This is a genomic window from Paenilisteria rustica, from assembly GCF_013820765.1.
GTDB lineage: Bacteria > Bacillota > Bacilli > Lactobacillales > Listeriaceae > Listeria_A > Listeria_A rustica.
On sequence record NZ_JABJVM010000023.1, the window covers coordinates 19849 to 46427 of the forward strand.

Genomic DNA, 26579 nt, shown 5'->3' on the forward strand with positions numbered 1-26579 from the left:
AGATGAATCGCGTTTTGCTAGTGGATGGGTACAATGTTATTGGGGCATGGCCTGAACTAGCGCGTTTGAAAGCTGGAGATTTAGAGTCAGCGCGCAATCAACTGGTGGAGTGGATGGCGGAATACCAGAGTTACACTGGCTACCGAGTGGTTGTTGTGTTTGACGCTCAATACGTCCGTGCCAAAGAGCGCAAATATAAGAAAAATAAAGTCGAAATCGTGTTTACAAAAGAGGATGAGACTGCGGACGAATACATTGAACAAAAATCAATCGAGTATAAAAATGTCAAAACGCAAGTCATGGTTGCGACGAGTGATTATACGGAACAATGGGCGATTTTTGGGCAAGGTGCGTTACGAATTTCGGCGCGTGAATTAGTTTTTGAAATTAAGGAAATGGCCCATCAAGTTACCCGCAAAGTGAAGCAAATCCAAGAAAATCAGCCTAAAACAGGTCTAAATATCGATTTTGAGACAATTCAGGCCTTGGAAAAGCTGCGAAGAGGCCGAAAATAGTCATTGACGAGCGCCCGTAAAGCCTTGTATAATGGGATTTACAAGGAAGTACGAAGCGTGACAAAGGAGGCTTTCTGATAGTTCCATTGAAAACAAATGACAGTAAACAAGCAGAGATGAAAATGTTGCAGCTTGCGAGATCGGGCGATACAGAGGCAATTGAACATTTTTTTAAGGCATATCAGTCTATCATTTATTGGAAAGCCACACAGTATTTTTTGCAAGGGGCAGAGCGTGACGACCTGATTCAGGAGGGTATGATTGGTCTGTTCAAAGCGATTCGGGATTATAAAGAAGATCGGGAAGCTTCATTTCGTTCGTTTGCAGAGATTTGCATCAATCGGCAAATTTTATCGGCAGTGAAGCGTTCAATGCGTCAGAAGAATTATGCGCTCAATAGCTCGGTGTCCATTGATACACCAGTAGAAGACGGTGATGCTATTGACTGGACACTGCTGGATGTTATTTCAGAAAAAGAAGCCATGACTCCAGAAGATTTCCTGATTCAGAATGAGAATTTAGCAGGCGTTGCGCAAAAACTGGAAGAAGTAACAAGCGAGTTCGAGCGCGAAGTCCTTTATCAATATTTAGAAGGAAAAAGCTATCAAGAAATGGCCGCGCACTTCAATAAAAAAGAAAAAGCGATTGATAATGCGATTCAGCGGGTAAAGAAAAAGATGATGAAGCAAGTGGATGAGTCATTGTGATTCTGTGGAGAGGTTAATCACCAAATCAGGATGATGTAGACACTTTTTCTGTCTTGACTCGAATCAGCATTTAATGGTATATTATTATAGATGTAAAGTGTTGAATGGAGAGTTCGGCGCTAAAAGCATAGAAATAAGCGGAGTTGATTGTGATTATGAAAAAGAAAACATCACTTGCCTGTTCAGAGTGTGGATCACGAAACTATTCCATTGGTGTCGGCGGTACAGCGCGAACAGAACGGTTAGAAGTGAAGAAATTTTGCAGACACTGTAATAAGCATACACTTCATCGCGAAACAAAATAGTGGGTTTGGAGGGGTATAAGATGTCAGCAGTTTCAAGGTTTTTCCGTAATGTAAAGTCTGAAATGAGCAAGGTTACATGGCCAACTGGTAAAGAGTTAAGAACGTATACGATCACTGTAATCATTGCTGTAGCTTGTATGGCTGTGTTCTTCATGGTTGTGGACTTTTTAATCGAGATGCTTATTCAGTTTATGCTATAATACTAGGCTTTTTTAACAAAGAATGCTATAATACAATTATTGAGATAGAACCCGAGACGTTTTTCGGGTTTTTTATTTTGCGGCGAGGAGCACATATAAGGGGAAATCGGCGGCAAGCGTTCGCACGATTTGTGTACAGCGAAGTTTACGACTTGTACAAAAACCTAAGAAACCTAGCTTGATTAAATATCAAAGAGGAGGATGACCCCAATTTGGTGGTGGTCAAATGAGACAAATGGATAAAAGTTGGTATGTTGTACACACCTATTCTGGCTATGAAAATAAAGTCAAAGCGAACCTTGAGAAACGTGTAGAATCAATGGGGATGTCGGATAAAATTTTCCGCGTTATGGTTCCTGAAGAAGAAGAAACAGAAGTAAAGAATGGTAAAACAAAAACATTGAAGCGTAAAGTTTTTCCAGGTTACGTGTTAGTTGAAATTATTATGACGGATGACTCTTGGTATGTGGTCCGTAACACGCCGGGGGTAACTGGTTTCGTTGGTTCAGCAGGGGCTGGCTCAAAACCGACAGCCCTACTTCCAGAAGAAGCAGATCGGATTCTGAAGAGCATGGGCATGAACGAACGACGTCAAGAAGCGGACTTCGAGCTTGGCGAAACAGTGATGGTCAAAGAAGGGCCGTTTGCTGAATTCTCCGGTAAAGTAGAAGAAATCGACAACGATAAAGCAAAAGCGAAAGTTATGGTTAACATGTTCGGACGCGAAACACCGGTTGAAGTTGATTTCGACCAAATCGAAAGACTGTAAAACAAATGAGTTTCAGTCTAACTGCTGCCATTGTTTCAGCGCTCATCGTAGTCATCGGAATTATCGCGCTATTTCTTTGCGGCTCCATCATATGGCGCGCATTAAAAAAATAATCAAGAAAGACTTGGATCAAACGCGTCCAGGTCTTTCTTCGTCTAAGGGAGGTTTTCGCGAATGTCGGACGATGAGGAATACGCCAAGTCGATTTACTTGCAACTAAAAAGCATTGCATCGCTTTATGACATTGATTTTCACCTCTACTTCAAAAGTTCAGGCGAATTTGGAGAGCTTTGCATGGATTGGAATGACGTGGATGGCTATCTTTTATACGGCGACGAACGTGGTGAAAGGCTTAGTCTGTTTAAAACACGGGATTTCGACGCCTTCAAATATGAAGTTTTTCTCCACCTAGCTTTCCGAATGGGCTTAGAGTATGAATTAAAACACCGCGACCTCAGTTACATCCGCCAAAACGACGATGATTTACAAGGTGACACGAGAAAAGTAGCGTTTGAAGAAACGATAAGGCTTCTAGCGACGATGGACGACGATTGGGCAGCAAAAGCCGCGGTGCATTACACGGAATATCTCAATATGTGGCGCACCGAAAAAAACGTTACGTATGATTTTGAGACCGGAACATTTATCGCGAAGAAGTTTTAAAAGAAGAGAACTAAAAAAATCTTGCAATCCCTCGCGCTTAGTGTTATTCTATATGAGGTACAATTTGTACTTTTTAACGTGGGAGGGGAAATGATTAACCCCATTAAACCACATCACGGACTTAAGGAGGTGTGTCTCGTGGCTAAAAAAGTAATCAAAGAGGTAAAATTGCAAATTCCAGCAGGTAAAGCTAATCCAGCTCCACCAGTTGGTCCAGCACTAGGTCAAGCGGGTGTTAACATTATGGGATTCTGTAAGGAATTCAATGCGCGCACAAGCGATCAAGCTGGTCTAATTATTCCTGTTGTGATTTCTGTGTATGAAGATCGTTCTTTCACATTCATCACTAAAACTCCGCCAGCAGCAGTCTTGCTTAAAAAAGCAGCTAAAGTTGAAAAAGGATCAGGTGAACCGAACCGTAATAAAGTTGCGGTTGTGAAACGTGCTCAAGTACAAGAAATCGCTGAACTAAAAATGCCAGATCTAAACGCAGCAAGTGTTGAATCTGCAATGCGTATGGTTGAAGGTACTGCGCGCAGCATGGGTATTACGATCGAAGACTAATACCAATCATGTATTACGCGTATCAGGAATAAGAAAAAGAACAACTGAACGAAGCGGGTCGAACCGTTTATCATATTAGAGTAATACGTTCATCTTTTCTTATTTCAAATCAGATTTCGGTCTGATTTACGTGGGAGGAAATTCCGATATAACCACAGAATAGGAGGAAAAAAGAATGGCTAAGAAAGGTAAAAAGTATCAAGATGCTGTAAAGCTTATCGATACTGAGAAAGCTTATTCCGTTGAAGAAGCTGTCGAACTTGCTCAAAAAGCAGACTTCGCTAAATTCGATGCAACTGTTGAAGTAGCATTTCGTTTAGGCGTTGACCCTAAAAAAGCAGATCAACAAATCCGCGGCGCTGTTGTACTTCCGAATGGAACAGGTAAAACACAACGCGTATTAGTATTTGCGAAAGGCGAAAAAGCAAAAGAAGCTGAGGCTGCTGGCGCTGATTTCGTTGGAGAAGGCGATTACGTAACTAAAATTAACCAAGGTTGGTTTGATTTTGACGTTATCGTAGCAACACCTGATATGATGGGTGAAGTTGGTAAATTAGGCCGTGTCTTAGGACCAAAAGGTTTAATGCCAAACCCTAAAACAGGAACAGTAACAATGGACGTAACAAAAGCCGTGAACGAAATCAAAGCTGGTAAAGTAGAATACCGCGTTGACAAGTCTGGTAATGTCCACACTGCGATTGGTAAAGTATCATTTGATGCTGCCAAGCTTGTTGAGAACTTCCGTACTATTAACGATGTTCTTCAAAAAGCGAAACCTGCTGCGGCTAAAGGAGTATATGTAAAAAACGTAACCGTTACAACTACATTTGGTCCTGGTGTCAAAGTAGATCCATCTTCATTCTAAGTTTTTCTTAGAAATGAACTTGACGGCGTTGTGCTATTTTGGTAGAATAACAAAGTCGAAACAAAACAGAATATCCTAACCGTAGACAGCAGGCGCGTCTTGTACGCTTAAATTCGCCCGCCGAGGATTTTGTAAAGTTAGTTCCATTGTGAAGCTGACTTGTGAACCCCTCACGTCTACGGTGTGAGGGGTTTCTTATATGCTTTGAGTCGTTTTACGGCTTAAAACAATCATGATGGAGGTGGAAAACAAAGATGAGTACAATTTTAGAATTGAAACAAGGTGCTGTTAATGAAATCACTACGAAATTCAAAGACAGTGCTTCTACAGTAATCGTTGACTATCGCGGTTTAACAGTTGCTGAAATCACCGAATTACGTAAACAATTACGTGAAGCTGGTATTGATTTTAAAGTATACAAGAACTCGTTAATGCGTCGTGCTGCTGAAGCTGCTGGCTTGGAAGGCTTGAACGAAGTATTGACAGGTCCTAGCGCTATCGCTTTCAGTAATGAAGACGTTGTTGCTCCTGCTAAAATCATTAATGAATTTGCAGAGAAACATGAAGCGTTAGAAATTAAAGCTGGTGTCATCGAAGGTAAAGTATCTTCTGTTGAAGATGTTAAAGCTCTTGCTTCTCTACCATCACGCGAAGGCTTACTTTCTATGCTGCTTAGCGTACTTCAAGCTCCAGTTCGTAACTTGGCACTTGCAACAAAAGCTGTTGCAACCCAAAAAGAAGAACAAGGCGCTTAATTTTCAACCCGGTGAATTTTCACCAACAACCAAATCGGCATAGACCGAAAAAATTATATTATAATGGAGGAATTTCAAAATGGCTTTAAACATTGAAGAAATCATTGCTTCCGTAAAAGAAGCAACTGTACTAGAATTAAATGACTTAGTAAAAGCAATCGAAGAAGAATTTGGCGTAACTGCTGCTGCTCCTGTAGCTGCTGGTGCTGCTGCTGGTGGCGCTGCTGCTGAAGAGCAAACTGAATTCACAGTAGAACTAGCTTCTGCTGGAGATCAAAAAATCAAAGTTATCAAAGTGGTTCGTGAAATCACTGGTCTTGGCTTGAAAGAAGCTAAAGAAGTTGTAGATAACGCTCCTAAAGCTCTTAAAGAAGGCGTTACTAAAGAAGAAGCAGACGAAATCGTTGCTAAACTTGAAGAAGTTGGCGCTAACGTAGCTGTTAAATAAGAAAAGTTGAACGTGCCATCAGCTTCGAAAAAATTTGTTAGGGGGCGCAGATAAATCCTTCTCTTGTATTTATTGGAGGTCCCGAAAATTTCGAGAAGCTGGCACGCGAAACTAGACAGAACGAAAAGTTGAACGTGCCCGTCAGCCTCGACAGAATTTGTTAGAGACCGCAGATAAATCCCTCTTTTGGATTTTTTGGAGGTCACGAAAATTCCGAGAGGCTGGCACGCGAAACTAGACACGAAGAGCACCAAACTAGCCTTACGCTGATTTGGTACTCTTCGTTTTTTTATTACATAGAAAGGTGGCGAAAATATGAGCAACAAACACTATTACACGAAAAATAGCGACCTCGATCATAACCGCAAAACTTGGAATTTCGAACTGCGTGGGAACACGATTAAGTTTATCAGTGATGCAGGTGTATTCTCTAAAACAACAGTTGATTTCGGATCGCGACTTTTGATTGAGAGTTTTGAAGCAAACAATCCATCCGGTAAAATGCTCGATGTTGGTTGCGGATATGGACCGATTGGCCTTGCTTTTGCGAAAAGTTATCCTGAGGCACAGGTAGATATGATTGATGTGAACGATCGCGCGTTGGAACTATCAGCAGAGAATGCGGCAAATAATGGCTTGACGAATGTGCGTGTTTTTGAAAGTTCGGTGTATGACGGCGTGACGGATGCGGACTATACGGACATTATTAGTAATCCGCCAATTCGTGCAGGTAAAAAAATAGTTCATGAAATTCTGACTGGGAGCTTCGAGCGATTGAAAACTGGTGGAAGCTTATGGATTGTGATTCAGAAAAAACAAGGCGGACCTTCTGCTGCTGCGAAAATGGAAGAGGTTTTCGGAAATGTGGAAGTGGTTGCAAAGGATAAAGGTTACTTTATTTATCAGAGTATGAAAGAAGCATAGAAAAGATGGAGTCCTAATCGTTGACTCCGTCTGTTCGCTATGCTATTATAGTAAGATGCCAAAAGAATCGATATCACCATATTTAGCGGTGCGTACGCGAGGAATTGCAGTTTTAGCCTGTTTGGTTCACATAGCAAGAAAATAGTGGTTTTCTTTGAGGAACCCGCTTTCTTTTTGTCTTTTTTAGGTATTTTTGCCAAGTTCCATTGTACTATTTTTGCTGCAATGTGCTTAATAAATTTAGTTTATTTGAGAGGGTGAATGAGTTGTCAGGTCAACTAGTTCAGTACGGAAGACATCGCCAACGTAGAAGTTTCGCTCGTATTAGTGAAGTGTTGGAGTTACCAAACTTAATCGAGATTCAATCGAAGTCCTACCAATGGTTTTTGGATGAGGGATTACGTGAAATGTTCCGCGATATTTCTCCAATTGAGGATTTTGCTGGGAATTTGTCACTAGAATTTATCGACTACAATTTGGGAGATCCGAAATATTCAGTAGAAGAGTCGAAAAACCGCGATGCTAATTATGCAGCACCATTGCGCGTGAAGTTACGTCTTATTAATAAAGAGACGGGTGAAGTGAAAGACCAAGAAGTATTTATGGGTGATTTCCCGCTTATGACCGAGATGGGGACGTTTGTTATCAATGGCGCCGAGCGTGTTATTGTATCGCAATTAGTGCGTTCTCCAGGTGTTTATTTTAACGGAAAACTCGACAAAAACGGTAAAAAAGGTTTTGGTTCTACTGTCATCCCTAACCGTGGGGCATGGCTTGAGTATGAAACAGACGCGAAAGATGTTGTTCATGTAAGAATCGACCGGACGCGTAAATTACCAGTTACTGTTCTTTTACGTGCGCTTGGATTTGGTTCCGATAGCGAAATCTTGGAGTTAATCGGGGAGAATGACTACTTACGCAACACACTTGAGAAAGATAATACCGATAATGCGGACAAAGCATTGCTTGAAATTTATGAGCGCTTGCGTCCTGGTGAACCACCAACAGTTGAAAATGCGAAGAGCTTGCTAGTATCGCGCTTTTTCGATCCAAAACGTTATGATTTAGCGAATGTTGGTCGTTACAAAATCAACAAAAAAGTGCATCTGAAAAACCGTTTATTTAATCAAACACTGGCAGAAACGTTAGTTGATCCAGAAACTGGTGAAATTATCGCGTCTAAAGGTGAGATTTTAGATCGTCGTAAATTGGATTCTATTATTGAGAATCTTGAAAATGGCGTCGGATTCCGGACACTCCGTCCAACTGATGGCGTGATGGAGGACAGCGTTGTTGTTCAATCTATCAAAATTTACGCACCAAACAGTGAAGAAGAAAAAATTATCAATGTCATTGGTAATGCTTATATTGATGCGAGCGTGAAACATATTACGCCGGCTGATATTATTTCTTCTATCAGTTATTTCTTCAACCTACTTCACGGAGTAGGCGACACGGACGATATTGACCATCTTGGTAACCGTCGTTTGCGTTCAGTTGGAGAACTTTTACAAAATCAATTCCGTATCGGTTTGTCCCGTATGGAGCGTGTTGTTCGTGAGCGTATGTCGATTCAAGACATGAGCACTGTAACACCGCAACAATTGATTAATATTCGTCCAGTTGTGGCATCCATTAAAGAATTCTTTGGTAGCTCGCAGTTATCACAGTTTATGGATCAAACGAACCCGCTTGCCGAATTGACGCATAAACGTCGTCTTTCAGCGCTTGGGCCTGGTGGTTTGACGCGTGAACGTGCTGGATATGAAGTGCGTGATGTGCATTATTCCCACTACGGTCGTATGTGTCCGATTGAAACGCCTGAGGGACCGAATATTGGACTAATTAACTCCTTGTCTTCCTTTGCAAAAGTGAACAAGTTTGGCTTTATCGAAACACCATATCGTCGCGTTGATCCTGAAACGAACCGCGTTACAGATAAGATTGATTATCTGACTGCGGATGAAGAGGATAACTATGTAGTGGCTCAAGCGAACTCGAAATTAGACGAGCTTGGTACTTTTACAGAAGAAGAAGTTATGGCACGTTTCCGTTCTGCCAATTTAGCTGTTGAAAAAGAACGTATCGATTACATGGACGTATCGCCAAAACAAGTTGTTTCGGTTGCGACGGCATGTATTCCGTTCCTTGAAAATGATGACTCCAACCGTGCGCTAATGGGAGCCAACATGCAACGTCAAGCGGTTCCACTTTTAAATCCTGAAGCGCCAATCATTGGAACAGGTATGGAACACGTTTCTGCCCGTGACTCTGGTGCTGCTGTTGTATGTAAGCATGATGGGCTTGTGGAACACGTGGAAGCCAAAGAAATCTGGGTTCGCCGTATTTCCGAAGTGGATGGCAAAGAAGTTAGCGGCGGTATTGATAAATATACACTGCGCAAATTTGTTCGTTCGAATCATGGTACGTGTTATAACCAATCGCCAAACGTTGCAGAAGGGGATCGCGTAACAAAAGGCGAAATCCTGGGTAACGGTCCTTCGATGGACTCAGGTGAGCTTGCTCTAGGTCGTAATGTTCTTGTAGCATTCATGACTTGGGACGGTTATAACTATGAGGATGCGATTATCATGAGTGAACGTCTTGTAAAAGATGATGTTTACACGTCGATTCATATTGAAGAATTTGAATCAGAAGCTCGTGATACGAAACTTGGACCTGAGGAAATGACTCGCGATATTCCAAACGTTGGGGAAGACGCATTGCGCGATCTTGACGAACGTGGTGTTATCCGTGTCGGAGCAGAAGTAAAAGACGGCGACTTGCTCGTTGGTAAAGTAACGCCAAAAGGTGTAACGGAACTAACAGCAGAAGAACGTTTACTACACGCAATCTTCGGTGAAAAAGCCCGTGAAGTTCGCGATACATCTCTACGCGTACCACATGGCGGCGACGGCATTGTCCTTGACGTGAAAATCTTTACACGTGAAGCTGGCGATGAGTTACCACCAGGTGTTAACCAACTTGTTCGTGTTTATATCGTTCAAAAACGTAAAATTCACGAAGGCGATAAAATGGCCGGACGTCACGGAAATAAAGGGGTTATCTCTCGTATTTTACCAGAAGAAGATATGCCATTTATGCCAGACGGAACGCCAGTTGACATCATGCTTAACCCACTAGGTGTACCATCACGGATGAACATCGGACAAGTACTTGAGCTTCATTTAGGTATGGCTGCTCGTTACCTCGGCATTCACATCGCGACACCAGTATTTGATGGCGCGAACGATGACGACGTATGGAGCACAGTTGCTGAATCAGGTATGGCACCAGATGCGAAAACAACGCTTTATGATGGACGCACAGGTGAACCTTTTGATAACCGTATTTCTGTCGGTATTATGTACATGATTAAACTTGCCCACATGGTTGATGATAAATTGCATGCTCGTTCAACTGGACCTTACTCACTAGTAACGCAACAACCACTAGGCGGTAAAGCACAGTTCGGTGGACAACGTTTTGGAGAGATGGAAGTATGGGCACTAGAAGCATACGGTGCTGCTTACACGCTTCAAGAAATCCTAACGATCAAATCCGATGACGTGGTAGGCCGTGTGAAAACATACGAAGCCATCGTTAAAGGAGAAAGCATCCCAGAACCAGGCGTACCAGAATCCTTCAAGGTACTAATTAAAGAGCTTCAAAGTCTAGGAATGGACGTTAAAATCCTCTCCGCCGACAAAGAAGAAATCGAATTACGCGACCTAGAAGACGAAGAATTCGGCGCCCAAAACGACGCTTTCAACATCGTCTCCGAACCAGTAAAACCAGCAGGTATCATAGATTCGAATCAATAATATATAAGCCAAGCGCATTTAATTTTCTAGAGAGCTGAATGCGCGAAGCTAAAATAGAACATGAATAACAAAAACGTTAGACGGATAGAAGACGCCAAACCAATTTTTAGAATGGGTAAGACGTATATACTGCTTTAATCAAATCGAGCGAAAGCGGTTGTATTCAGCTATTGTTGTGGAAGCCGGAAGTTGAGCATACTTGCGTATGTGAAAACCGGAAGTCCGCAAGAATAGCTGAATGCGAGCGCTTGTCGCCGATTTACATGAGATAGGCTATCCGCCATAACTTTAGGAGGTAGACCATTGGTATTAGATGTGAAAAATTTTGAGTATATGAAAATAGGTCTTGCGTCTCCAGATAAAATTCGTTCATGGTCACACGGAGAAGTTAAAAAACCAGAAACAATCAACTATCGTACGCTGAAACCTGAGCGCGATGGTTTGTTCTGTGAAAGAATCTTCGGACCAATGAAAGACTGGGAATGTTCTTGTGGGAAATACAAACGTGTTCGCTATAAAGGTGTAGTTTGTGACCGTTGTGGCGTTGAAGTTACGAAGTCCAAAGTTCGTCGTGAACGTATGGGACACATTGAACTTGCTGCACCAGTAACACATATTTGGTACTTTAAAGGTATTCCAAGCCGTATGGGACTTGCGCTTGATATGTCACCGCGTGCTTTAGAGGAAGTTATCTATTTTGCTTCGTATGTTGTAACAGAACCAGGCGATACCCCGCTTGAAAAGAAACAATTGCTTTCTGAAAAAGAGTACCGCGTTTACCGTGAGAAATATAGCCAATCGTTCCAAGCTGGGATGGGCGCCGAAGCAATTAAAAAACTTCTTGCAGACATTCAACTTGAAAAAGAAGTAAATGGTTTGAAAGAAGAATTGAAATCGGCACAAGGGCAACGTAGAACCCGTGCGATTCGTCGCCTAGAAGTTCTAGAAGCGTTCCGTCATTCGGGCAATGATCCAAGTTGGATGGTTCTTGACGTGCTTCCAGTTATCCCGCCAGAAATCCGTCCAATGGTTCAATTGGAAGGTGGACGTTTTGCGACAAGTGATTTGAATGACCTTTATCGCCGTGTTATCAACCGGAATAACCGTCTGAAACGCTTGCTTGATTTAGGTGCGCCTAATATCATCGTACAAAATGAAAAACGGATGCTCCAAGAAGCAGTGGATGCTTTGATTGATAATGGTCGTCGTGGCCGTCCGGTAACAGGACCAGGTAACCGTCCACTGAAATCACTGTCTCACATGCTTAAAGGTAAACAAGGTCGTTTCCGTCAAAACTTACTAGGTAAACGTGTCGATTATTCTGGTCGTTCCGTTATCGTAGTCGGTCCGAACCTTAAAATGTACCAATGTGGACTTCCAAAAGAAATGGCACTCGAACTATTCAAGCCTTTCGTTATGAAAGAATTGGTTGGTCGTGGTCTTGCGCATAATATTAAGAGTGCAAAACGCAAAATCGAACGTTCTTCACCTGAAATTTGGGATGTATTAGAAGAAGTTATTCGTGAGCATCCAGTACTTCTTAACCGCGCACCTACTTTGCATAGACTAGGTATCCAAGCTTTCGAACCAACACTTGTTGAAGGCCGTGCGATTCGTCTGCATCCGCTAGTATGTACAGCTTATAACGCCGATTTTGATGGTGACCAAATGGCTGTCCATGTTCCACTATCCGCAGAAGCACAAGCAGAAGCACGTATTTTGATGCTCGCTGCCCAAAACATTTTGAATCCGAAAGATGGTAAACCGGTTGTAACGCCTTCTCAAGATATGGTATTAGGTAACTACTACTTGACGCTTGAACGTGAAGGTACAGTTGGGGAAGGTACAGTCTTTACTGATATTAACGAAGCACAATTGGCATACCAAAACGGTTATGTTCATTTGCATTCGCGTATCGCCGTTGTTGCAGGATCGATTGACAACGAAAGATTTACCGACGAACAACGCAAACAACTATTAATTACGACTGTTGGTAAACTGATTTTCAATACAATTTTACCGACGACATTCCCATATATCAACGAACCGACAGACTACAATCTGGAAGTTGAAACGCCTAAGAAATATTTCGTGGATACGAACACAGATGTGAAGAAATTCATCCAAGAACAAGAAATCGTTGACCCATTCAAGAAAAAAATCCTAGGAAACATCATCGCGGAAGTCTTCAAAAAGTTCCATATCACAGAAACTTCTCGCATGCTCGATCGCATGAAAGATCTAGGTTTCAAAATCTCTACAAAAGCCGGTATGACAGTTGGTATCGCCGACATCTTGACGCTTGAAGAAAAGCATGACATTCTTGAAGAAGCGCATGATAAAGTAGAGAAAATTACGAAAACATTCCGTCGTGGTTTGATTACCGATGACGAAAGATACGAACGTGTTATTGCTGTCTGGAATGAAGCGAAAGACGTTATCCAAGGCAAACTGATCTTGAGTTTGGATCGCTTAAACCCGATCTTCATGATGCAAGATTCAGGAGCTCGTGGTAACATCTCCAACTTTACACAGCTTGCAGGTATGCGTGGTCTGATGGCCGATCCATCTGGACGTATCGTAGAACTTCCAATCACATCGAACTTCCGTGAGGGACTAACTGTCTTGGAATACTTTATCTCAACTCATGGTGCGCGTAAAGGTCTTACCGATACAGCCCTTAAAACAGCCGATTCAGGTTACCTTACTCGTCGTTTGGTTGACGTGGCGCAAGATGTTATCATTCGTGAATACGATTGTGGCACGGACCGCGGTCTTGAAATTGAAGCTATCCGCGAGGGTACTGAAATTATCGAGCCTTTGGAAGAACGTTTGGAAGGTCGTTATGCTCGTAAATCGATCAGACACCCAGAAACAGGCGAAGTTATCGTTGCTGAAAATGACTTGATTACAGAGGCTAAATCTCGTCTTGTTATCGAAGCTGGTATTGAAAAAGTAACTATCCGTTCTGCGTTCACATGTAACACACGACATGGTGTATGTAAGAAATGTTACGGTAAAAACTTGGCAACAGGAACAGAAGTCGAAGTCGGAGAAGCCGTTGGTATTATCGCTGCGCAATCTATCGGGGAACCAGGTACACAGCTTACAATGCGTACGTTCCATACAGGTGGGGTAGCCGGAGACGATATCACGCAAGGTCTTCCACGTATCCAAGAGATTTTTGAAGCACGTAATCCTAAAGGTCAAGCGATTATTACCGAAGTGGAAGGTGAAGTTGTTTCTATTGAAGAAGCACGCGATCGCCAACAAGAAATCGTAATACAAGGTAAAGATGAAGACCGTCGTAGCTACAGTATTCCTTATACTGCCCGCCTTCGTGTCAAAATCGGAGACATTGTTGACCGTGGGGAAGCCCTAACAGAAGGTTCGATCGATCCGAAAGCATTGATTCGCGTTCGTGACGTTCTTTCCGTACAAGAATATCTACTTGCTGAGGTACAAAAAGTTTACCGGATGCAAGGGGTTGAAATCGGCGATAAACACGTTGAAGTTATGGTTCGTCAAATGTTACGTAAAATCCGCGTAATGGACACTGGTGATACAAACATCTTGCCAGGAACATTAATGGATGTACACACATTTACCGAGTCTAACCGTGACGCACTACTTGCCGGCAAACAACCAGCAACTGGACGCCCAGTATTGCTAGGTATTACAAAAGCATCCCTAGAAACAGATTCCTTCCTGTCCGCAGCATCCTTCCAAGAAACAACACGCGTTCTTACAGATGCAGCAATCAAAGGTAAAACCGATGAATTGCTCGGCTTGAAAGAAAATGTTATCCTAGGTAAACTGATCCCAGCCGGTACCGGTATCCACCATTACCGCAAACTGAAATCATCCGTACTAGGAAAAGAACAAGAAGTTGCAGATTTGGAAGAAACGAAGCATATTTAATTAGATGCTGAACGCGCCCGTTCAGCCCTGACAGAGCTTGGAGCCGCCGCAATAAAAGTCCTCCTTTGACTTTTGTGGAGGGGGTGAAAGCTCCGAAGGGTTGGCGCGAGAAGCTTGATAAACCTAGATGTTGAGCGTGCCCGTCAGGACTGAAAAAGTTTGGAGCCGCCGCAGTGAAAATCCGCTTTTGATTTTTGCGTAGGGGGAGAAAACTTCGAAGACCTGGCACGCGAAGCTCGATTGAAACCTAGATGTTGAGCGTGCCCGCTAGGACTGAAAGAACTTGGAGCCGCCGCAGTGAAAATCCGCTTTTGATTTTTGCGTAGGGGGTGAAAGTTCCGAAGGCCTGGCACGCGAAACTCGATTGAAACCTAGATGTTGAGCGTGCCCGCTAGGACTGAAAGAACTTGGAGCCGCCACAATAAAAGTCCTCTTTTGACTTTTGTGGAGGGGGTGAAAGTTCCGAAGACCTGGCACGCGAAACTTGATTGAAACCTAGATGTTGAGCGTGCCCGTCAGGACTGAAAGAACTTGGAGCCGCCGCAGTGAAAATCCGCTTTTGATTTTTGCGGAGGGGGTGAAAGTTCCGAAGGCCTGGCACGCGAAACTTGATTGAAACCTAGATGCTAAGCGTGCCCGCTAGGGCTGAAAAAGTTTGGAGCCGCCACAATAAAAGTCCTCTTTTGACTTTTGTGGAGGGGGTGAAAGTTCCAAAGGCCTGGCACGCGAAACTTGATTGAGAATACTGAGAGTCACCTCCGAATCATTTTTTCGAAGGTGACTTTTTCATTATCAAAAACTAGAGTGAGAAATCGTAAATTACTCTGAACTTTGATATTCAAAAAAATACATACAAGTAGAACACAAGAAGCTACTCCTAAATATCATTTTGGATAGCTACACCAATACTTTTTAATTTACATCACATAGTGTAAAATAGAGAACGACAGGAAAAAAGAGGTGAAAAACTTTGAAAATTGGATTGCGTACAGTGAAAACAGCTGTCGGCGCGACGCTTGCGATACTCATCGCCGAATGGTGGGGTCTCGAATATGCCGTTTCAGCAGGTTTAATCACGGTTCTCAGCATTCAAAACACGAAAAAAGGCTCGATACAACTCGCGATGCAGCGCGTATATTCGACGGTAATCGCGCTAACAATCTCAGCCATATTTTTCATGTTACTAGGCTTCAACGCGATTGCATTCGGCTTTTATCTACTAGTATTCATCCCAATCGCGGTCCGGCTCAAAGTAACGGACGGCATTGTAGTCAGCTCGGTACTCGTGACGCATATTCTGGTGGAGCAGTCGCTCTCGCTATTCTGGTTTACAAACGAGATGCTACTCATGGCAGTCGGCGCGGGAATCGGGATTTTACTGAACTTATACATGCCGAAAATGGACACAGAAATGAAGCAGCAACGCCAAAAAATTGAGTCGGTGATGCGCCAAATTTTCTTCTGTTTCGCGCAGGATTTGAAACGTGAGCCGGTTTATTTGGATGAGAAGAAGCTGATTAAGCAGTTGGCGGAGTACTTGACGGAGGCCAATGACCAGTCGCGGCGTCATTTTGATAACCAGTTATTTGCGGATTCGCGGTATTATATTAAATATATCGATATGCGGACGGTGCAGCTACGCGTGATTAGGCAGATGAATTTGTCGGTGCGCCAGATTGGAATTTTGACGGATCATGCGGGAAAGATGGCGAGTTTGGTTGAAAAAACGGCTTTATCGCTATCAGAGGCGAACCCGGCGGAGGATTTGATTGCGGATGTGAATGTGATGCTGGCTGATTTTCGCAAAAGTGAGTTGCCAAAGACGCGGGAGGAATTTGAAGGGCGGGCGTTGCTTTTCCAGTTTCTCAATGATTTGCGTTATTTGTTAGAATTGAAACGCGATTTCACGAAGCAATTTGAAAAAGGTAAAGAATTAGTAAAGATTAGTGCTGGTTGAGGCATCCTTTGCTATAATAAAGAGGCAGTGAAAACGTGAAACAAAACTGGAGGGAACAAGGTGCGTAGACAAAAGAAGAGTAATAAGAAATGGATTTGGATTAGTCTCATCGTTGTTTTAGTTCTTGCTATTGGAGGGGGCGCGGTTTACTATTTTATGTATAGTAGCGCGAAGCATGAGAAAATGGCCAACGAGGCGGCGGAGAATTTCACGACGAATATTAAGAATCAGAAATTCACGAAGCTCTCGGATGATGTAACGAAGGAATCGCTTAAGACGAGTGGTTTCACGGCCAAGGAAATGGAAGCGAAATATGATACGGTCTATACTGGCATCGATGCGCGTGATATCAAGGTTTCTGACTTGAAAGTGACGCCGAATGATGGGGATAATAACTATAAATTGGCGTATAGTCTGGAAATGACGACGACGCTTGGTAAGATGGATAAGCAGAAATATACGGCGACGATTTCAAGTGAGGATGATGCTTGGAAAGTGGATTGGCAGCCGAATTTAATTTTTCCAGGAATGGTGAAATCGGATAAGGTTCGCTTGACGACGGATGAAGCGAAACGTGGCCAAATTCAGGACGTGAACGGCAAGGGGCTTGCGATTAATAAAAACGTGAGTGAGGCTGGGATTGTTCCGAATGATCTGGGCGAGGGCGCGGCGAAGACGACGAATTTGGCGGCAATTAGTAAAGAATTCGATATTCCAGTCGCTGATTTGGAGAAGAAATTGTCGCAAAGTTGGGTGCATCCGGATACGTTTGTGCCGATTAAAGTGCTGACGACAGGTTCGCCGGTGCAGATGACGGGTGTTAGTTATGCGACAATTGAAACGCGTTACTACCCGCTAAGTCAGGCTGCGGCGCATTTGATTGGCTATGTTGGTGAAGTGAGCGCGGAAGATATCGAGAAAAATAAACTGCTAAACGCGGGCGACTTGATCGGAAAAGCCGGTTTAGAGCGTTATTATGATAAAGCGTTGCGCGGCGTGAACGGCGGTCGTATACTGATTGTGAACGATGAAACGAAAGAGGAAACTGTTCTGCAGCAAAATGTGAAGAAGGACGGCGACACGATTAAACTTACGATCGATAGCCAAGTGCAGCAAGATGCTTTCAATGCGCTGAAAGGTGAAGTAGGTTCCGTGACGGTTATCAATCCGACAAATGGGAATCTAACGGCGCTAGTCAGCTCACCATCGTACGATACGAACCAAATGGTGGCAGGAATTTCGAGTGAAGATTACAAGAAATACACCGACGATAAAAAACTTCCGTTCCTCGCTCGATACGCGACACGCTACGCACCAGGTTCCACTTTTAAAACAATTACGGCGGCAGTTGGGCTTGAAAATGGAACGACAAAACCAGATAAAGTACGCGAAATCTCCGGTTTACAATGGCAAAAAGATAAATCATGGGGCAAGTATTTCGTGACGCGCGTCCATGATATTCCGAAAGTGAACATGGTTGATGCACTTGTGAACTCCGATAATATTTATTTTGCACAAGAAGGCTTAGCAATGGGCGCAACGAAATTCCAAGATGGCCTGAAAAAATTCGATTTCGGTGAGGAATTTGATTTACCGTTCAATATGGAACCAGCGCAAGTTTCTAACGACGGCATCAAATCAGACATTTTGCTAGCGGATACGGCATATGGACAAGGCGAATTACTGATGTCGCCAATCCAGCAAGCTGTTGCCTACACACCATTCGCGAATAACGGCAAGATGGTTTATCCGAAATTGACAGCAATAGAAGAGACGAAAGCTGCAAAAGATTCGATGAGTGCGGCGACGGCGAACACGGTTAAATCTGCGCTCGTGCAGGCAGTTTCCAAACCAGAAGGAACCGTGCACAAACTCCAAATCGCAGGGCATAATATTGCTGGGAAAACAGGAACCGCGGAACTGAAGCAAAAACAAGGTGAAAGTGGTCTTGAGAATGGATTCTTACTCGCGTTTGATAGCGATAAACCGGATTATCTCGTGCTAGCTATGATCGATGGTGTGAACGGCCGCGGTGGTAGTGGACTCGTGATTGATAAGATGAAACCAGTGATTGAATCGTTTTATAAATAGAAAAAAGCCTGAGAAGTCAATTTGATTTCTCAGGCTTTTTTGCGTTGCATAATCTAAGATCTAGCTAGTCCTTCGACTTCTAGGATACCATCCAACCACGCGACGTCCGTTATAATCCAAGGTTTTTTGGAAGAAAGCAAGATCCCCTTATCTCTTAGTTCCCCCAAAACTGTTGATGTATAGCCTTTAGATGTTCCAGAAAATTCTGCTAATAAATCATATGTCAGAAATGAAGGAAGCTCTATCTGATTTTCTGCTATACGAATTCCTACCTCAGAACATCTTTGCAAAGAAAAGTATATACGGTGTTCCGCGGATAAATAATATTTTTTGGTCATGATGTAAAGATAATAGCCTAGTTGAATGGCGTAGTCTAAGACAATGAAGTTTCTCGGATCTTCCAAAAGAAGCAATTTCCGCAAATACTCTACATCAATCTTCCACCATATTAAATCATTTAAGGCTGTTAGTTCCCCGTGTACTATAAATTGATCTTTAAAAAATGGTAACGAGACAAACCTACCTTGAGGAATAACAAAGAACAGACCTGGTCCAGACTGGCCGATATAATTATACTTAACGAATCCAGCTTCAAGCAGGTAGCAATCTTTTCTATTCTTATCCAATACAACCTTAGTACCTTTCTTTACACGATGCTGCGTGCAATATTTGTTGAAATTCGGGTCTTTCTTCAGAACTCTCATGATGGTGGAAAAAGAAGCCAGTGATGTAAGTTCGTCTTTTTCATACATGTTAATCAATCCCTTCGTCAATTTTTAGCCACAAAGAATTATGAAATCTTGTGACAAGTTCACCATACCTCCAAAAACGTAATATGTATACATAAAATAGCTAGGTCACGATATATTTTTAGCAAATTATAGAGTTAGATGCCTATATTTTTGTGAAATTGATTTTTTAAATTGTTCACGAATTATTCAAGAACACTAATGAGAGCGTGGACAAAAATGAGTGCGGAGCTTAAATTCGGAAATAATAGTTCAGTAACGAAATAAAATTCAATTTTGATTTCAGTAAATGCACAATCATGCAAAATCACTAAATCATGAATCGTTATATACTATTGTTATTCCAAGAGCGAATGAACAACGATATAAACAAAGGAGTGGATGCATGATGGTTAATTCTTCTATTGAGAATCAGTGTACTAGTTTTCAAGAAAGTCAGTTTAAGCAGTATTTACTGGAGGACGAAACATACCCGCTAGACTACGAAATAATAAATTTTGAAGCACAAGAAGAAATCAGCATAGAAAATGAGCCAACCACTTATGTGTATATCGTTGCATCGGGTGTCGTTATGGAACGGCAAGACAACCGAGTCATAAACTTCTTGGGAGAAAACGAGTTTATCGGACTTGGAGGAATTATAGATCGAGTAGCTTCTACAACTACCTTTATCGCATTAACACAAGTGCAGCTCTACAAAATCAGTGCACAAGATATTTCAGTGAAATTAGGTATAAATAGTTACGGAATGGGAATTTTGGCAGACGTATTGAATCAGCGAATCTCTAGACTAACAGAACGACTTACTACTTCCAAAACTAATCATGAGAATGTGCTCGATACTATTGTGAAATTAGTTGCTATGTATGGTGAACAAGATAGCAATCAGATACAAGTGAAGAGCTATTTTACACCAAAAATGATTGCCAGCTATCTTCAAATCAGTTATACATCTGTGTTGGCTGTCTATGAAAAATATCGAAAAGAAGGAATTTTACATGATGAAGGAAACGATATAATCATTAACATGAGTAATATTACGCCTAGATAAGCAGAAGAAATGGCGTTCACAAAATGTTCGCAAAAAGAAGGTAGAGGAATAGCCGAATTTACGAATGTATAAAATTTTACGATGCATTAATCATGGTAAGATACTTTTATCGGGAAAAGGTAGCTATTAGTAAGCACTACTTAAAAAACGATGAGCAAGGAGAAGTGTGTATGCCTTATTTAGACCTATTTGACAAAGCTGTCATTGACGAACATTTCAGCAGTAACCACTTACTCGGTTTACTGCAAGATAATCATGACTATGAAATTGAATGCGAAAAAGTAGAATTAGCAAGGCACGAAGTATTATTTCAGGAAAACCAAATACATGATTATATGTACATCATCGAATCAGGTATTTTTGGAGCATGGAGAGGTAGTCATATTATACATTTTATTGGTAAAGATGGTTTTATTGGAATAGATAGTATATTAGGAAATGAACCAGCTACACTGACGTTAATTTCTTTAACAAAATCCAGTTTGTGGCGCTTTGCAAAAGAAGATGTGATGCGCAAGTTAATGTATATGCAAGAAGGTTTATTTTTTCTCTATAACAATATGAAGGTTACTAATGAATATTTAATCAATAGAAGCATATTACAAGTGACGGATGCGAAAGAAAGAATAAAGATATTCATGACACAACTAGGAAAACTGTATGGAGAAGAAACACCAACTCAATTCATATTACCGAAAATATTTACTAAAAAAATAATTTCGAACTATCTAAATCTTACTTCTACAACTGTGTACTACATTTGTAAAGAGCTAATCAAAGAAGGTTTTTTAGAACCGATGTCGTATCAGCTAATTGTAAATAAAGTCGATTAAGAATACTAAGTTTTAAGGAGGTGTTTATCATGTGAACGAGTCTAAGTTCTATGGTAGGCAAGTGCTTTAAAAAAAAAGTTAAGAAGGAGAAATTATAAATATGAAATTTGAACAAAAAGGACCAATCAATGTCCTATCTATGCAAACATTAAAAAAAGCTACAAAAACATTATTAGTAGCTACAGTAGTCGCGAGTCAAGTATTTACAGTATTACCAACAGGATCATTTGCAGCGGAAAGTACGAATACTGGAACGACAGAAGCGCCGAGTGCAGATTCAGTAGCACAAAAAATCGCACCTGTAAAAACAGTTATGGCTCTAAAAAGTGGGGTTACAGAATCAAGAACACAAGTATCTACATTCGCTGCATTTAAAGCAGCAGCAGAGTCGGGCACATATAACGTTATTGAACTAACTGGTGATTTCCAATTCACAAGTAATGTAACAATCAATAGTAACATGCGTATTGAAGGTAATGGACATACGGTGAGTGTTGCTTCTTATCAAATCTTGATGAAATCAACTTCAATTATCGACCTTCAAGATACAGTATTAACAAATGCAGGGTCATTAGCTATATTTGCAGGATACGATGGTTATGCGACACCTACTCTAAATATTTTAGACAACGTACAAGTACGTGGTTTTGTAATGGGTGGATCTGGTAATCTATCGATGTCTGTTGATGGTTCAAATAACCGTTTCATCAGCGCTCAAAGTAAAGCAATCGATGTTAATAAATTAGAAATTAAGAATGGTGCTAGAATTGAGCAACTAGAAGCATTAAGTACAGCGATTACTATCCGTAGCACAGGGTCAGCGAGCATTGGCGATAACGCTTATGTCAACATGACCTCTAACAATGGCTATGCTTTTGATGCATGGTACAGCTCACTAGTTGTAGGAACAAATGCAGTAATTAAATCATCTTCTAAATACGGCACATTGCGCGCTTCCTCTCTAGTAATTAAAGATGGTGCAGATGTTACATTATCATCAGGTGATTCAGGTTATGGGATATATACAACTGGGAGTATTACAATTGGCAATAACGTGAAATTGAATGCTACTGGTACTGGAACAGCAGTGTATGCATATAATACTGGCGCTGCAATAAATGTAGGTAAAAATGCAGATATTAACATTACAAGTGATAACGGTCATGGTTTTTATACAAATGGAAAAATCACTTTTGGTGATGGATCTTCGCTTCATCTGAAAACACAGTATACAGCTATTTACGCTTTAGGTTCAGGTGGTGTTCAATTTGGTACGGTATCAGCTACACCAAAACCAATTTCAGACCAAGTAACAATTGATCTTAATTCATCAATCGAATATGGTATCTATTCATACGGACCAGCAATATTTGGTGATAATACGAAGCTTACAGTGAAATCATACTATGCTACCATCTATGCGGCTGGCTCGTCTCTTATCGATATTGGAGCGCACACAGACGCAGTATTAAGTTCTTCTTCTGATCGTAGTATCGTTGCAGGTGGACTTAAAATTGGTGACGGATCAAATGTTGATGTCAAGGCATATAGCAATGGTATTGAAATGACAGATCTAAATGGTGATGGCTTAACAACAGGTTCAAATGTTTCACTAAAGGTAAACTCATCTGTAAGAAGTGGGATTATAACTTATAAAACTGCAACATTTGGAGATAATAATACGCTAGAATTCGTCGGATTGGGAAATTCAGGTATTGCGACTTACTACGGATCAGCTGTAAACGTAGGTAAGAACTCTAGCATTTATCTAAATGGTCAGTACGGTGCATACCAAGAAGGTACCTCAGCGGCATTCAATGTTGGACAAGGAACAAGCACAAAAATTGACGCATCTCAAGCAGGTATCCTTACAGCTGGTGGCGCTACTTTTGCAGAAGATACAAAAACGAATATCCGCGCAGCATCAGGATATAGTAACTACCCAGCAATTAAAGCAAACAGCACAGTAACTTTTAATCAAAATTCAATGATTTATGCAGAGACTTTATCAAACACTTCGACATCAGTATTTGATTTAAGTGGTTCACCAAGCTCAAAACTAGTTTTAAATAGTCCTAAATTTATCGATTTCCGTCAAAATAACAAGACTGCGAGCGGTCATATTGTTAGAGGTTACGGTAATGACAGCGAAGCATATCGTTCACGCGTTGAAATGAATAACATGGCTAAAGTGTATGCTTGGAATCAAGATGCAGACTGGTCTAAAACAGCTTCTGGAGAATGGTCCGATGTAGACAATGCTAAAATTCCATTAACATACCAAGCAGGGACTAAATATGTAAGCTATTACGGCGGTGTAGCAACTGGTCAAAACATCGATGGCTTCCAAATTTTTGACTACTCACGCGTATCAACAGAGGGCTCAAGCAGCATTGATCGCCCAGTAGTATCACCAATTTATGAAGGTGCTAAAACAGTTTCAGGAACAGGTGTTGTAGGCGATGATATCGTTGTAACATTCCCAGACGGTAAAACAGCAAAAGCAACGGTTGATGCGGATGGTAAATGGACAGCAAATGTGCCAGCAGGAACTAATTTAGTGAAAGATCAAAGCGTTCAAACATACCAAACAAACGGTGTGAATGACAGCGTGAAAGTAACAACGAAAGTAATAGCAGACACCACCGTCCCAGCAACACCAACAGTATCTCCTATTAAAGCAGGCGACACAACAATTAATGGTGAAGCAGTTCCAGGAAACACAGTAACAGTAAAACTTCCTGATGGAACAACAGCAACAGGTGTAGCAGACGCAGATGGTAAATTTGCGATTACAATTCCAGCTCAAAAAGCAGATGCAGTTATTGATGTAACACAAGCAGGGAAAAATGGTCTTCCAAGTGAAGCAAAATCTGTCATAGTAAAATCTAACGAAAAACCAGTTATTACTGCAAGCGACAAGACGCTTAAAATTGGTGACACATTTAATCCTCTAACAGGCGTAACAGCAACTGACAAAGAAGATGGCAATTTAACATCAGGCATCACAGTTGTAACAAACACTGTAGATACAACAAAAGCAGGAACATACACTGTTAAATACAGCGTAACAGATGCAGATAATAACACAACGACTAAAACAATCACAGTTACAGTCAACACAAATGAAAAACCAGTTATCACAGCGACTAATAAAACAATCAATGTAGGTGACACATTCTCTCCGTTGGCAGACGTAACAGCGACTGACAAAGAAGATGGTGATTTAACTTCAAGCATAACAGTTGTAACGAATACTGTGGATACAACAAAAGCAGGAACATACTCTGTTAAGTACAGCGTAACAGATGCAGACAACAATACAACAACAAAAACAATCACAGTTACAGTGGTTTCCGTAACAGCAGGAAAAGTCGTAGTCACTGCGCCATATTATGTAGGGTATGATACGACTGTTAAAGCAACCGTTTCTGGCGATGCAACGAAAGTATATCTACAAGTTGGCGACACAAAATATACAACGGTTCCAGTAAGTGGAAACTTCACGTATTACGCGAAAGACAAAATCACAACAACAACACAAGACGCGTACATCGTTGCTCTAGACTCAGCAGGTAAAGAATTATCACGTGCCAAAGTAACGTTGAAAGATGGCCAGTTATTAGTAGGAACTGTAACACCAAAAGAATTCATTGTTAGTGCAGATAGCTATGTGACAGGAACATATACAGGTTCTGTTACAAAAGTGGCGATTTCAGTCAACGGAACAGTATATCCAGCCGTTGCGGTAACTGGATCAGGCGCTCTACAATATTACGCAAAAGACAAGATTACAAGCAAAACAGACGTAGTTAAAATGATTGGTTACAACTCAGAAGGCACTATCATTGATACAAAAGACGTATCTGTTGCTGGACCAGAAAGCTTGGTTGGCGCAATCACGATTAACCCAAGTAACTTCGCTATTTCTACCGATTCCTATGTCAAAGGTACATTCACAGGTAATGTGAAAACTGTTGCCCTTGTTGTTAATGGTGTAGAATCTGCAAAAGTAGGCGTGGTTGATGGTACAACATGGCAGTATTACGCAAAAGGTAAAATTTTGGCCCCAACAGATGTTGTTTCTGTCAAAGCATACAACGCTGCAGGTACATTGGTAGATACGAAAACATTGACAGTAACACAAAATCCAGCAGGGGCAAGCACAATCGTACCAGCCACTTTCAAACTTAAAACAGATACAAATGTTAAAGGTACTTTCACTGGAAGCGTGAAATATGTAGCGCTCAAGGTTGGCGATACTGTTTATAGTAAAGTAGCCGTGGTAGATGGCACTAACTGGCAGTACTATGCAAAAGATAAGATTACAGATACTACAACAGCCGTTTCCGTTATCGGTTATGACAGCACAGGAACACAAATTGCAACTGCACCAGTAACGATCACACCTGAAGGTTCATCTACAATAACAGCAGGCACATACTTGTTAGGTGCTAATAATGTGACAGGAACCTATACAGGAGCTGTGAAATATGTTGCTATTAAAATCAATGACACAACATACAGCAAAGTCCCAGTAAATGCAGATGGAAGCTATCAATATTACATCAAAGATAAAGTAGCTAGTAAAGATGATGTTGTAACTGTTCTTGGTTATGATTCCACTGGTGCCGTTGTCGCACAAGACAACGTGACGATTGATCCAGGCGTTGCACCAACAATGAAAGCAGACGATTTCACAATCGGCACAACAAGAAATATCACAGGAACGTTTACAGGCGGCATTAAATATGTCGGCATTAAAGTAGGCGACACAACGTACAGCAAAGTCCCAGTAGCAACAGATGGCACGTACACTTACTATGCGAAAGACAAAATTACAGACGCAACAGCAAAAGTAACCGTTCTAGGCTATGACGCCGTTGGACTTGCTTTAGAAGTTGAAGTAGCAGTTAACTAAAATTTAGATACAACTCGGTGTGATGACTAAACTAGCTTTAGTCATCACACATTTTAAAAATTAACTTTGAAAAAAAGAGCAATTTCATATAAAAACAAGAAAACATAGAGGAGTAATAGGATGCTAAAAAAAGTTATATTAATCGCGATGTCAGGTGCTTGTGCCTTATCACTAGTGGCTTGTTCGGCAACACCAACTAAAGAAGAAACACCAAAAACAACACAAGAAGCAAAAACAGAGAAAGAAAAAACGTATCCAGCTAAAACAGTGAACAATATAGAGATGCAAATCAAAGGTATTGAAACAACAGAGAATGGCAAAGGCGACAAAAACATTATGCAAATAACAATGAGTTTTAAAAATGAAACAGATAGTAAATACGGTATCGGCGGCAATGACTTTATTTTCAAATCTGGTGACAAAACGTACCAAGTGAAAGCAGATGCCAACAATATCGGAACAGAAATCGCAGCTGACAAAACAGTGAGCGGAGCCATCAATTTTGAATTACCGAAAG

The 26579-nt window shown here is 41.4% G+C and carries 20 protein-coding genes and 1 other annotated feature; of the genes, 19 read left to right on the forward strand and 1 reads right to left on the reverse strand.

The window, feature by feature from the left end; all coding sequences use genetic code 11:
• Positions 1 to 2: 2 nt before the first annotated feature.
• The 15 genes from HPK16_RS15100 to pbp4 all read left to right on the forward strand — a co-directional run bounded on the left by HPK16_RS15100 (position 3) and on the right by pbp4 (position 18508).
• A complete protein-coding gene (locus HPK16_RS15100; RefSeq protein WP_181677742.1) occupies positions 3 to 515 on the forward strand; it encodes an NYN domain-containing protein in 513 nt (170 codons plus the stop codon).
• Between the two features lie 86 nt (positions 516 to 601).
• Entirely contained in the window at positions 602 to 1222 is a 621-nt protein-coding gene (locus HPK16_RS15105) for an RNA polymerase factor sigma-70 (RefSeq protein ID WP_255309571.1), read from the forward strand.
• A 155-nt stretch (positions 1223 to 1377) separates the two neighbouring features.
• Entirely contained in the window at positions 1378 to 1527 is a 150-nt protein-coding gene (gene rpmG, locus HPK16_RS15110) for a 50S ribosomal protein L33 (protein WP_077912489.1), read from the forward strand.
• Positions 1528 to 1547: 20 nt separating this feature from the next.
• Positions 1548 to 1727: a preprotein translocase subunit SecE gene (secE, locus tag HPK16_RS15115; protein ID WP_036071365.1), complete on the forward strand. Its 180-nt coding sequence runs from the start codon at positions 1548 to 1550 to the stop codon at positions 1725 to 1727.
• A gap of 235 nt (positions 1728 to 1962) precedes the next feature.
• Positions 1963 to 2496: a transcription termination/antitermination protein NusG gene (nusG, locus tag HPK16_RS15120; RefSeq protein ID WP_036094394.1), complete on the forward strand. Its 534-nt coding sequence runs from the start codon at positions 1963 to 1965 to the stop codon at positions 2494 to 2496.
• Between the two features lie 174 nt (positions 2497 to 2670).
• A complete protein-coding gene (locus tag HPK16_RS15125; RefSeq protein ID WP_181677743.1) occupies positions 2671 to 3159 on the forward strand; it encodes an Imm63 family immunity protein in 489 nt (162 codons plus the stop codon).
• Positions 3160 to 3297: 138 nt separating this feature from the next.
• Entirely contained in the window at positions 3298 to 3723 is a 426-nt protein-coding gene (rplK, locus tag HPK16_RS15130; protein WP_036060221.1) for a 50S ribosomal protein L11, read from the forward strand.
• A gap of 175 nt (positions 3724 to 3898) precedes the next feature.
• The gene (rplA, locus tag HPK16_RS15135; protein ID WP_181677744.1) at positions 3899 to 4588 is read left to right on the forward strand and encodes a 50S ribosomal protein L1; all 690 of its coding nucleotides are present in this window, start codon (positions 3899 to 3901) and stop codon (positions 4586 to 4588) included.
• Positions 4589 to 4649: 61 nt separating this feature from the next.
• Positions 4650 to 4794, forward strand: a sequence feature (ribosomal protein L10 leader region).
• 48 nt (positions 4795 to 4842) lie between these two features.
• Positions 4843 to 5343, forward strand: a complete 501-nt coding sequence (gene rplJ / locus HPK16_RS15140) for a 50S ribosomal protein L10 (RefSeq protein WP_181677745.1) — start codon at positions 4843 to 4845, stop codon at positions 5341 to 5343.
• A 79-nt stretch (positions 5344 to 5422) separates the two neighbouring features.
• Positions 5423 to 5791, forward strand: a complete 369-nt coding sequence (gene rplL, locus HPK16_RS15145; protein WP_036088149.1) for a 50S ribosomal protein L7/L12 — start codon at positions 5423 to 5425, stop codon at positions 5789 to 5791.
• A gap of 315 nt (positions 5792 to 6106) precedes the next feature.
• Positions 6107 to 6715: a class I SAM-dependent methyltransferase gene (locus HPK16_RS15150; protein WP_181677746.1), complete on the forward strand. Its 609-nt coding sequence runs from the start codon at positions 6107 to 6109 to the stop codon at positions 6713 to 6715.
• 266 nt (positions 6716 to 6981) lie between these two features.
• Positions 6982 to 10539, forward strand: coding sequence for a DNA-directed RNA polymerase subunit beta (rpoB, locus tag HPK16_RS15155; protein ID WP_036094384.1), 3558 nt, complete (start codon positions 6982 to 6984; stop codon positions 10537 to 10539).
• A gap of 303 nt (positions 10540 to 10842) precedes the next feature.
• Positions 10843 to 14460, forward strand: coding sequence for a DNA-directed RNA polymerase subunit beta' (gene rpoC / locus HPK16_RS15160; protein WP_281368053.1), 3618 nt, complete (start codon positions 10843 to 10845; stop codon positions 14458 to 14460).
• Between the two features lie 970 nt (positions 14461 to 15430).
• Positions 15431 to 16417 carry an aromatic acid exporter family protein gene (locus HPK16_RS15165; RefSeq protein WP_181677747.1) on the forward strand — a complete coding sequence of 329 codons (987 nt, stop codon included), beginning with the start codon at positions 15431 to 15433 and terminating at the stop codon, positions 16415 to 16417.
• A 60-nt stretch (positions 16418 to 16477) separates the two neighbouring features.
• The gene (gene pbp4, locus HPK16_RS15170) at positions 16478 to 18508 is read left to right on the forward strand and encodes a penicillin-binding protein PBP4(5) (RefSeq protein WP_343064822.1); all 2031 of its coding nucleotides are present in this window, start codon (positions 16478 to 16480) and stop codon (positions 18506 to 18508) included.
• Positions 18509 to 18561: 53 nt separating this feature from the next.
• On the opposite strand, the gene HPK16_RS15175 is transcribed toward pbp4, so the two are convergent.
• Positions 18562 to 19260: a cyclic nucleotide-binding domain-containing protein gene (locus HPK16_RS15175; RefSeq protein ID WP_181677748.1), complete on the reverse strand. Its 699-nt coding sequence runs from the start codon at positions 19258 to 19260 to the stop codon at positions 18562 to 18564.
• A 382-nt stretch (positions 19261 to 19642) separates the two neighbouring features.
• Here HPK16_RS15175 and HPK16_RS15180 point away from each other — a divergent pair, with 382 nt between their 5' ends.
• The 4 genes from HPK16_RS15180 to HPK16_RS15195 form a co-directional block, all read left to right on the forward strand.
• On the forward strand, positions 19643 to 20308 hold the full coding sequence (locus tag HPK16_RS15180; protein ID WP_181677749.1) for a Crp/Fnr family transcriptional regulator: 666 nt from the start codon (positions 19643 to 19645) through the stop codon (positions 20306 to 20308).
• Positions 20309 to 20478: 170 nt separating this feature from the next.
• Positions 20479 to 21141, forward strand: coding sequence for a Crp/Fnr family transcriptional regulator (locus HPK16_RS15185; protein WP_181677750.1), 663 nt, complete (start codon positions 20479 to 20481; stop codon positions 21139 to 21141).
• Between the two features lie 100 nt (positions 21142 to 21241).
• Positions 21242 to 26062 carry an immunoglobulin-like domain-containing protein gene (locus HPK16_RS15190; RefSeq protein ID WP_181677751.1) on the forward strand — a complete coding sequence of 1607 codons (4821 nt, stop codon included), beginning with the start codon at positions 21242 to 21244 and terminating at the stop codon, positions 26060 to 26062.
• A 120-nt stretch (positions 26063 to 26182) separates the two neighbouring features.
• Positions 26183 to 26579: PIN domain-containing protein (locus tag HPK16_RS15195; protein ID WP_181677752.1), on the forward strand; the 397-nt coding region annotated here is incomplete at its 3' end.

Coding starts and splice junctions, on each gene's coding strand:
- HPK16_RS15100 (WP_181677742.1), top strand. CDS start 3: ATGAATCGCGTTTTGCTAGTGGATGGGTACAATGTTATTGGGGCATGG.
- rpmG (WP_077912489.1), top strand. CDS start 1,378: ATGAAAAAGAAAACATCACTTGCCTGTTCAGAGTGTGGATCACGAAAC.
- HPK16_RS15175 (WP_181677748.1), bottom strand. CDS start 19,260: ATGTATGAAAAAGACGAACTTACATCACTGGCTTCTTTTTCCACCATC.
- rplA (WP_181677744.1), top strand. CDS start 3,899: ATGGCTAAGAAAGGTAAAAAGTATCAAGATGCTGTAAAGCTTATCGAT.
- HPK16_RS15150 (WP_181677746.1), top strand. CDS start 6,107: ATGAGCAACAAACACTATTACACGAAAAATAGCGACCTCGATCATAAC.
- HPK16_RS15180 (WP_181677749.1), top strand. CDS start 19,643: ATGATGGTTAATTCTTCTATTGAGAATCAGTGTACTAGTTTTCAAGAA.
- rplL (WP_036088149.1), top strand. CDS start 5,423: ATGGCTTTAAACATTGAAGAAATCATTGCTTCCGTAAAAGAAGCAACT.
- HPK16_RS15185 (WP_181677750.1), top strand. CDS start 20,479: ATGCCTTATTTAGACCTATTTGACAAAGCTGTCATTGACGAACATTTC.
- rplJ (WP_181677745.1), top strand. CDS start 4,843: ATGAGTACAATTTTAGAATTGAAACAAGGTGCTGTTAATGAAATCACT.
- secE (WP_036071365.1), top strand. CDS start 1,548: ATGTCAGCAGTTTCAAGGTTTTTCCGTAATGTAAAGTCTGAAATGAGC.
- HPK16_RS15125 (WP_181677743.1), top strand. CDS start 2,671: ATGTCGGACGATGAGGAATACGCCAAGTCGATTTACTTGCAACTAAAA.
- HPK16_RS15190 (WP_181677751.1), top strand. CDS start 21,242: ATGAAATTTGAACAAAAAGGACCAATCAATGTCCTATCTATGCAAACA.
- nusG (WP_036094394.1), top strand. CDS start 1,963: ATGGATAAAAGTTGGTATGTTGTACACACCTATTCTGGCTATGAAAAT.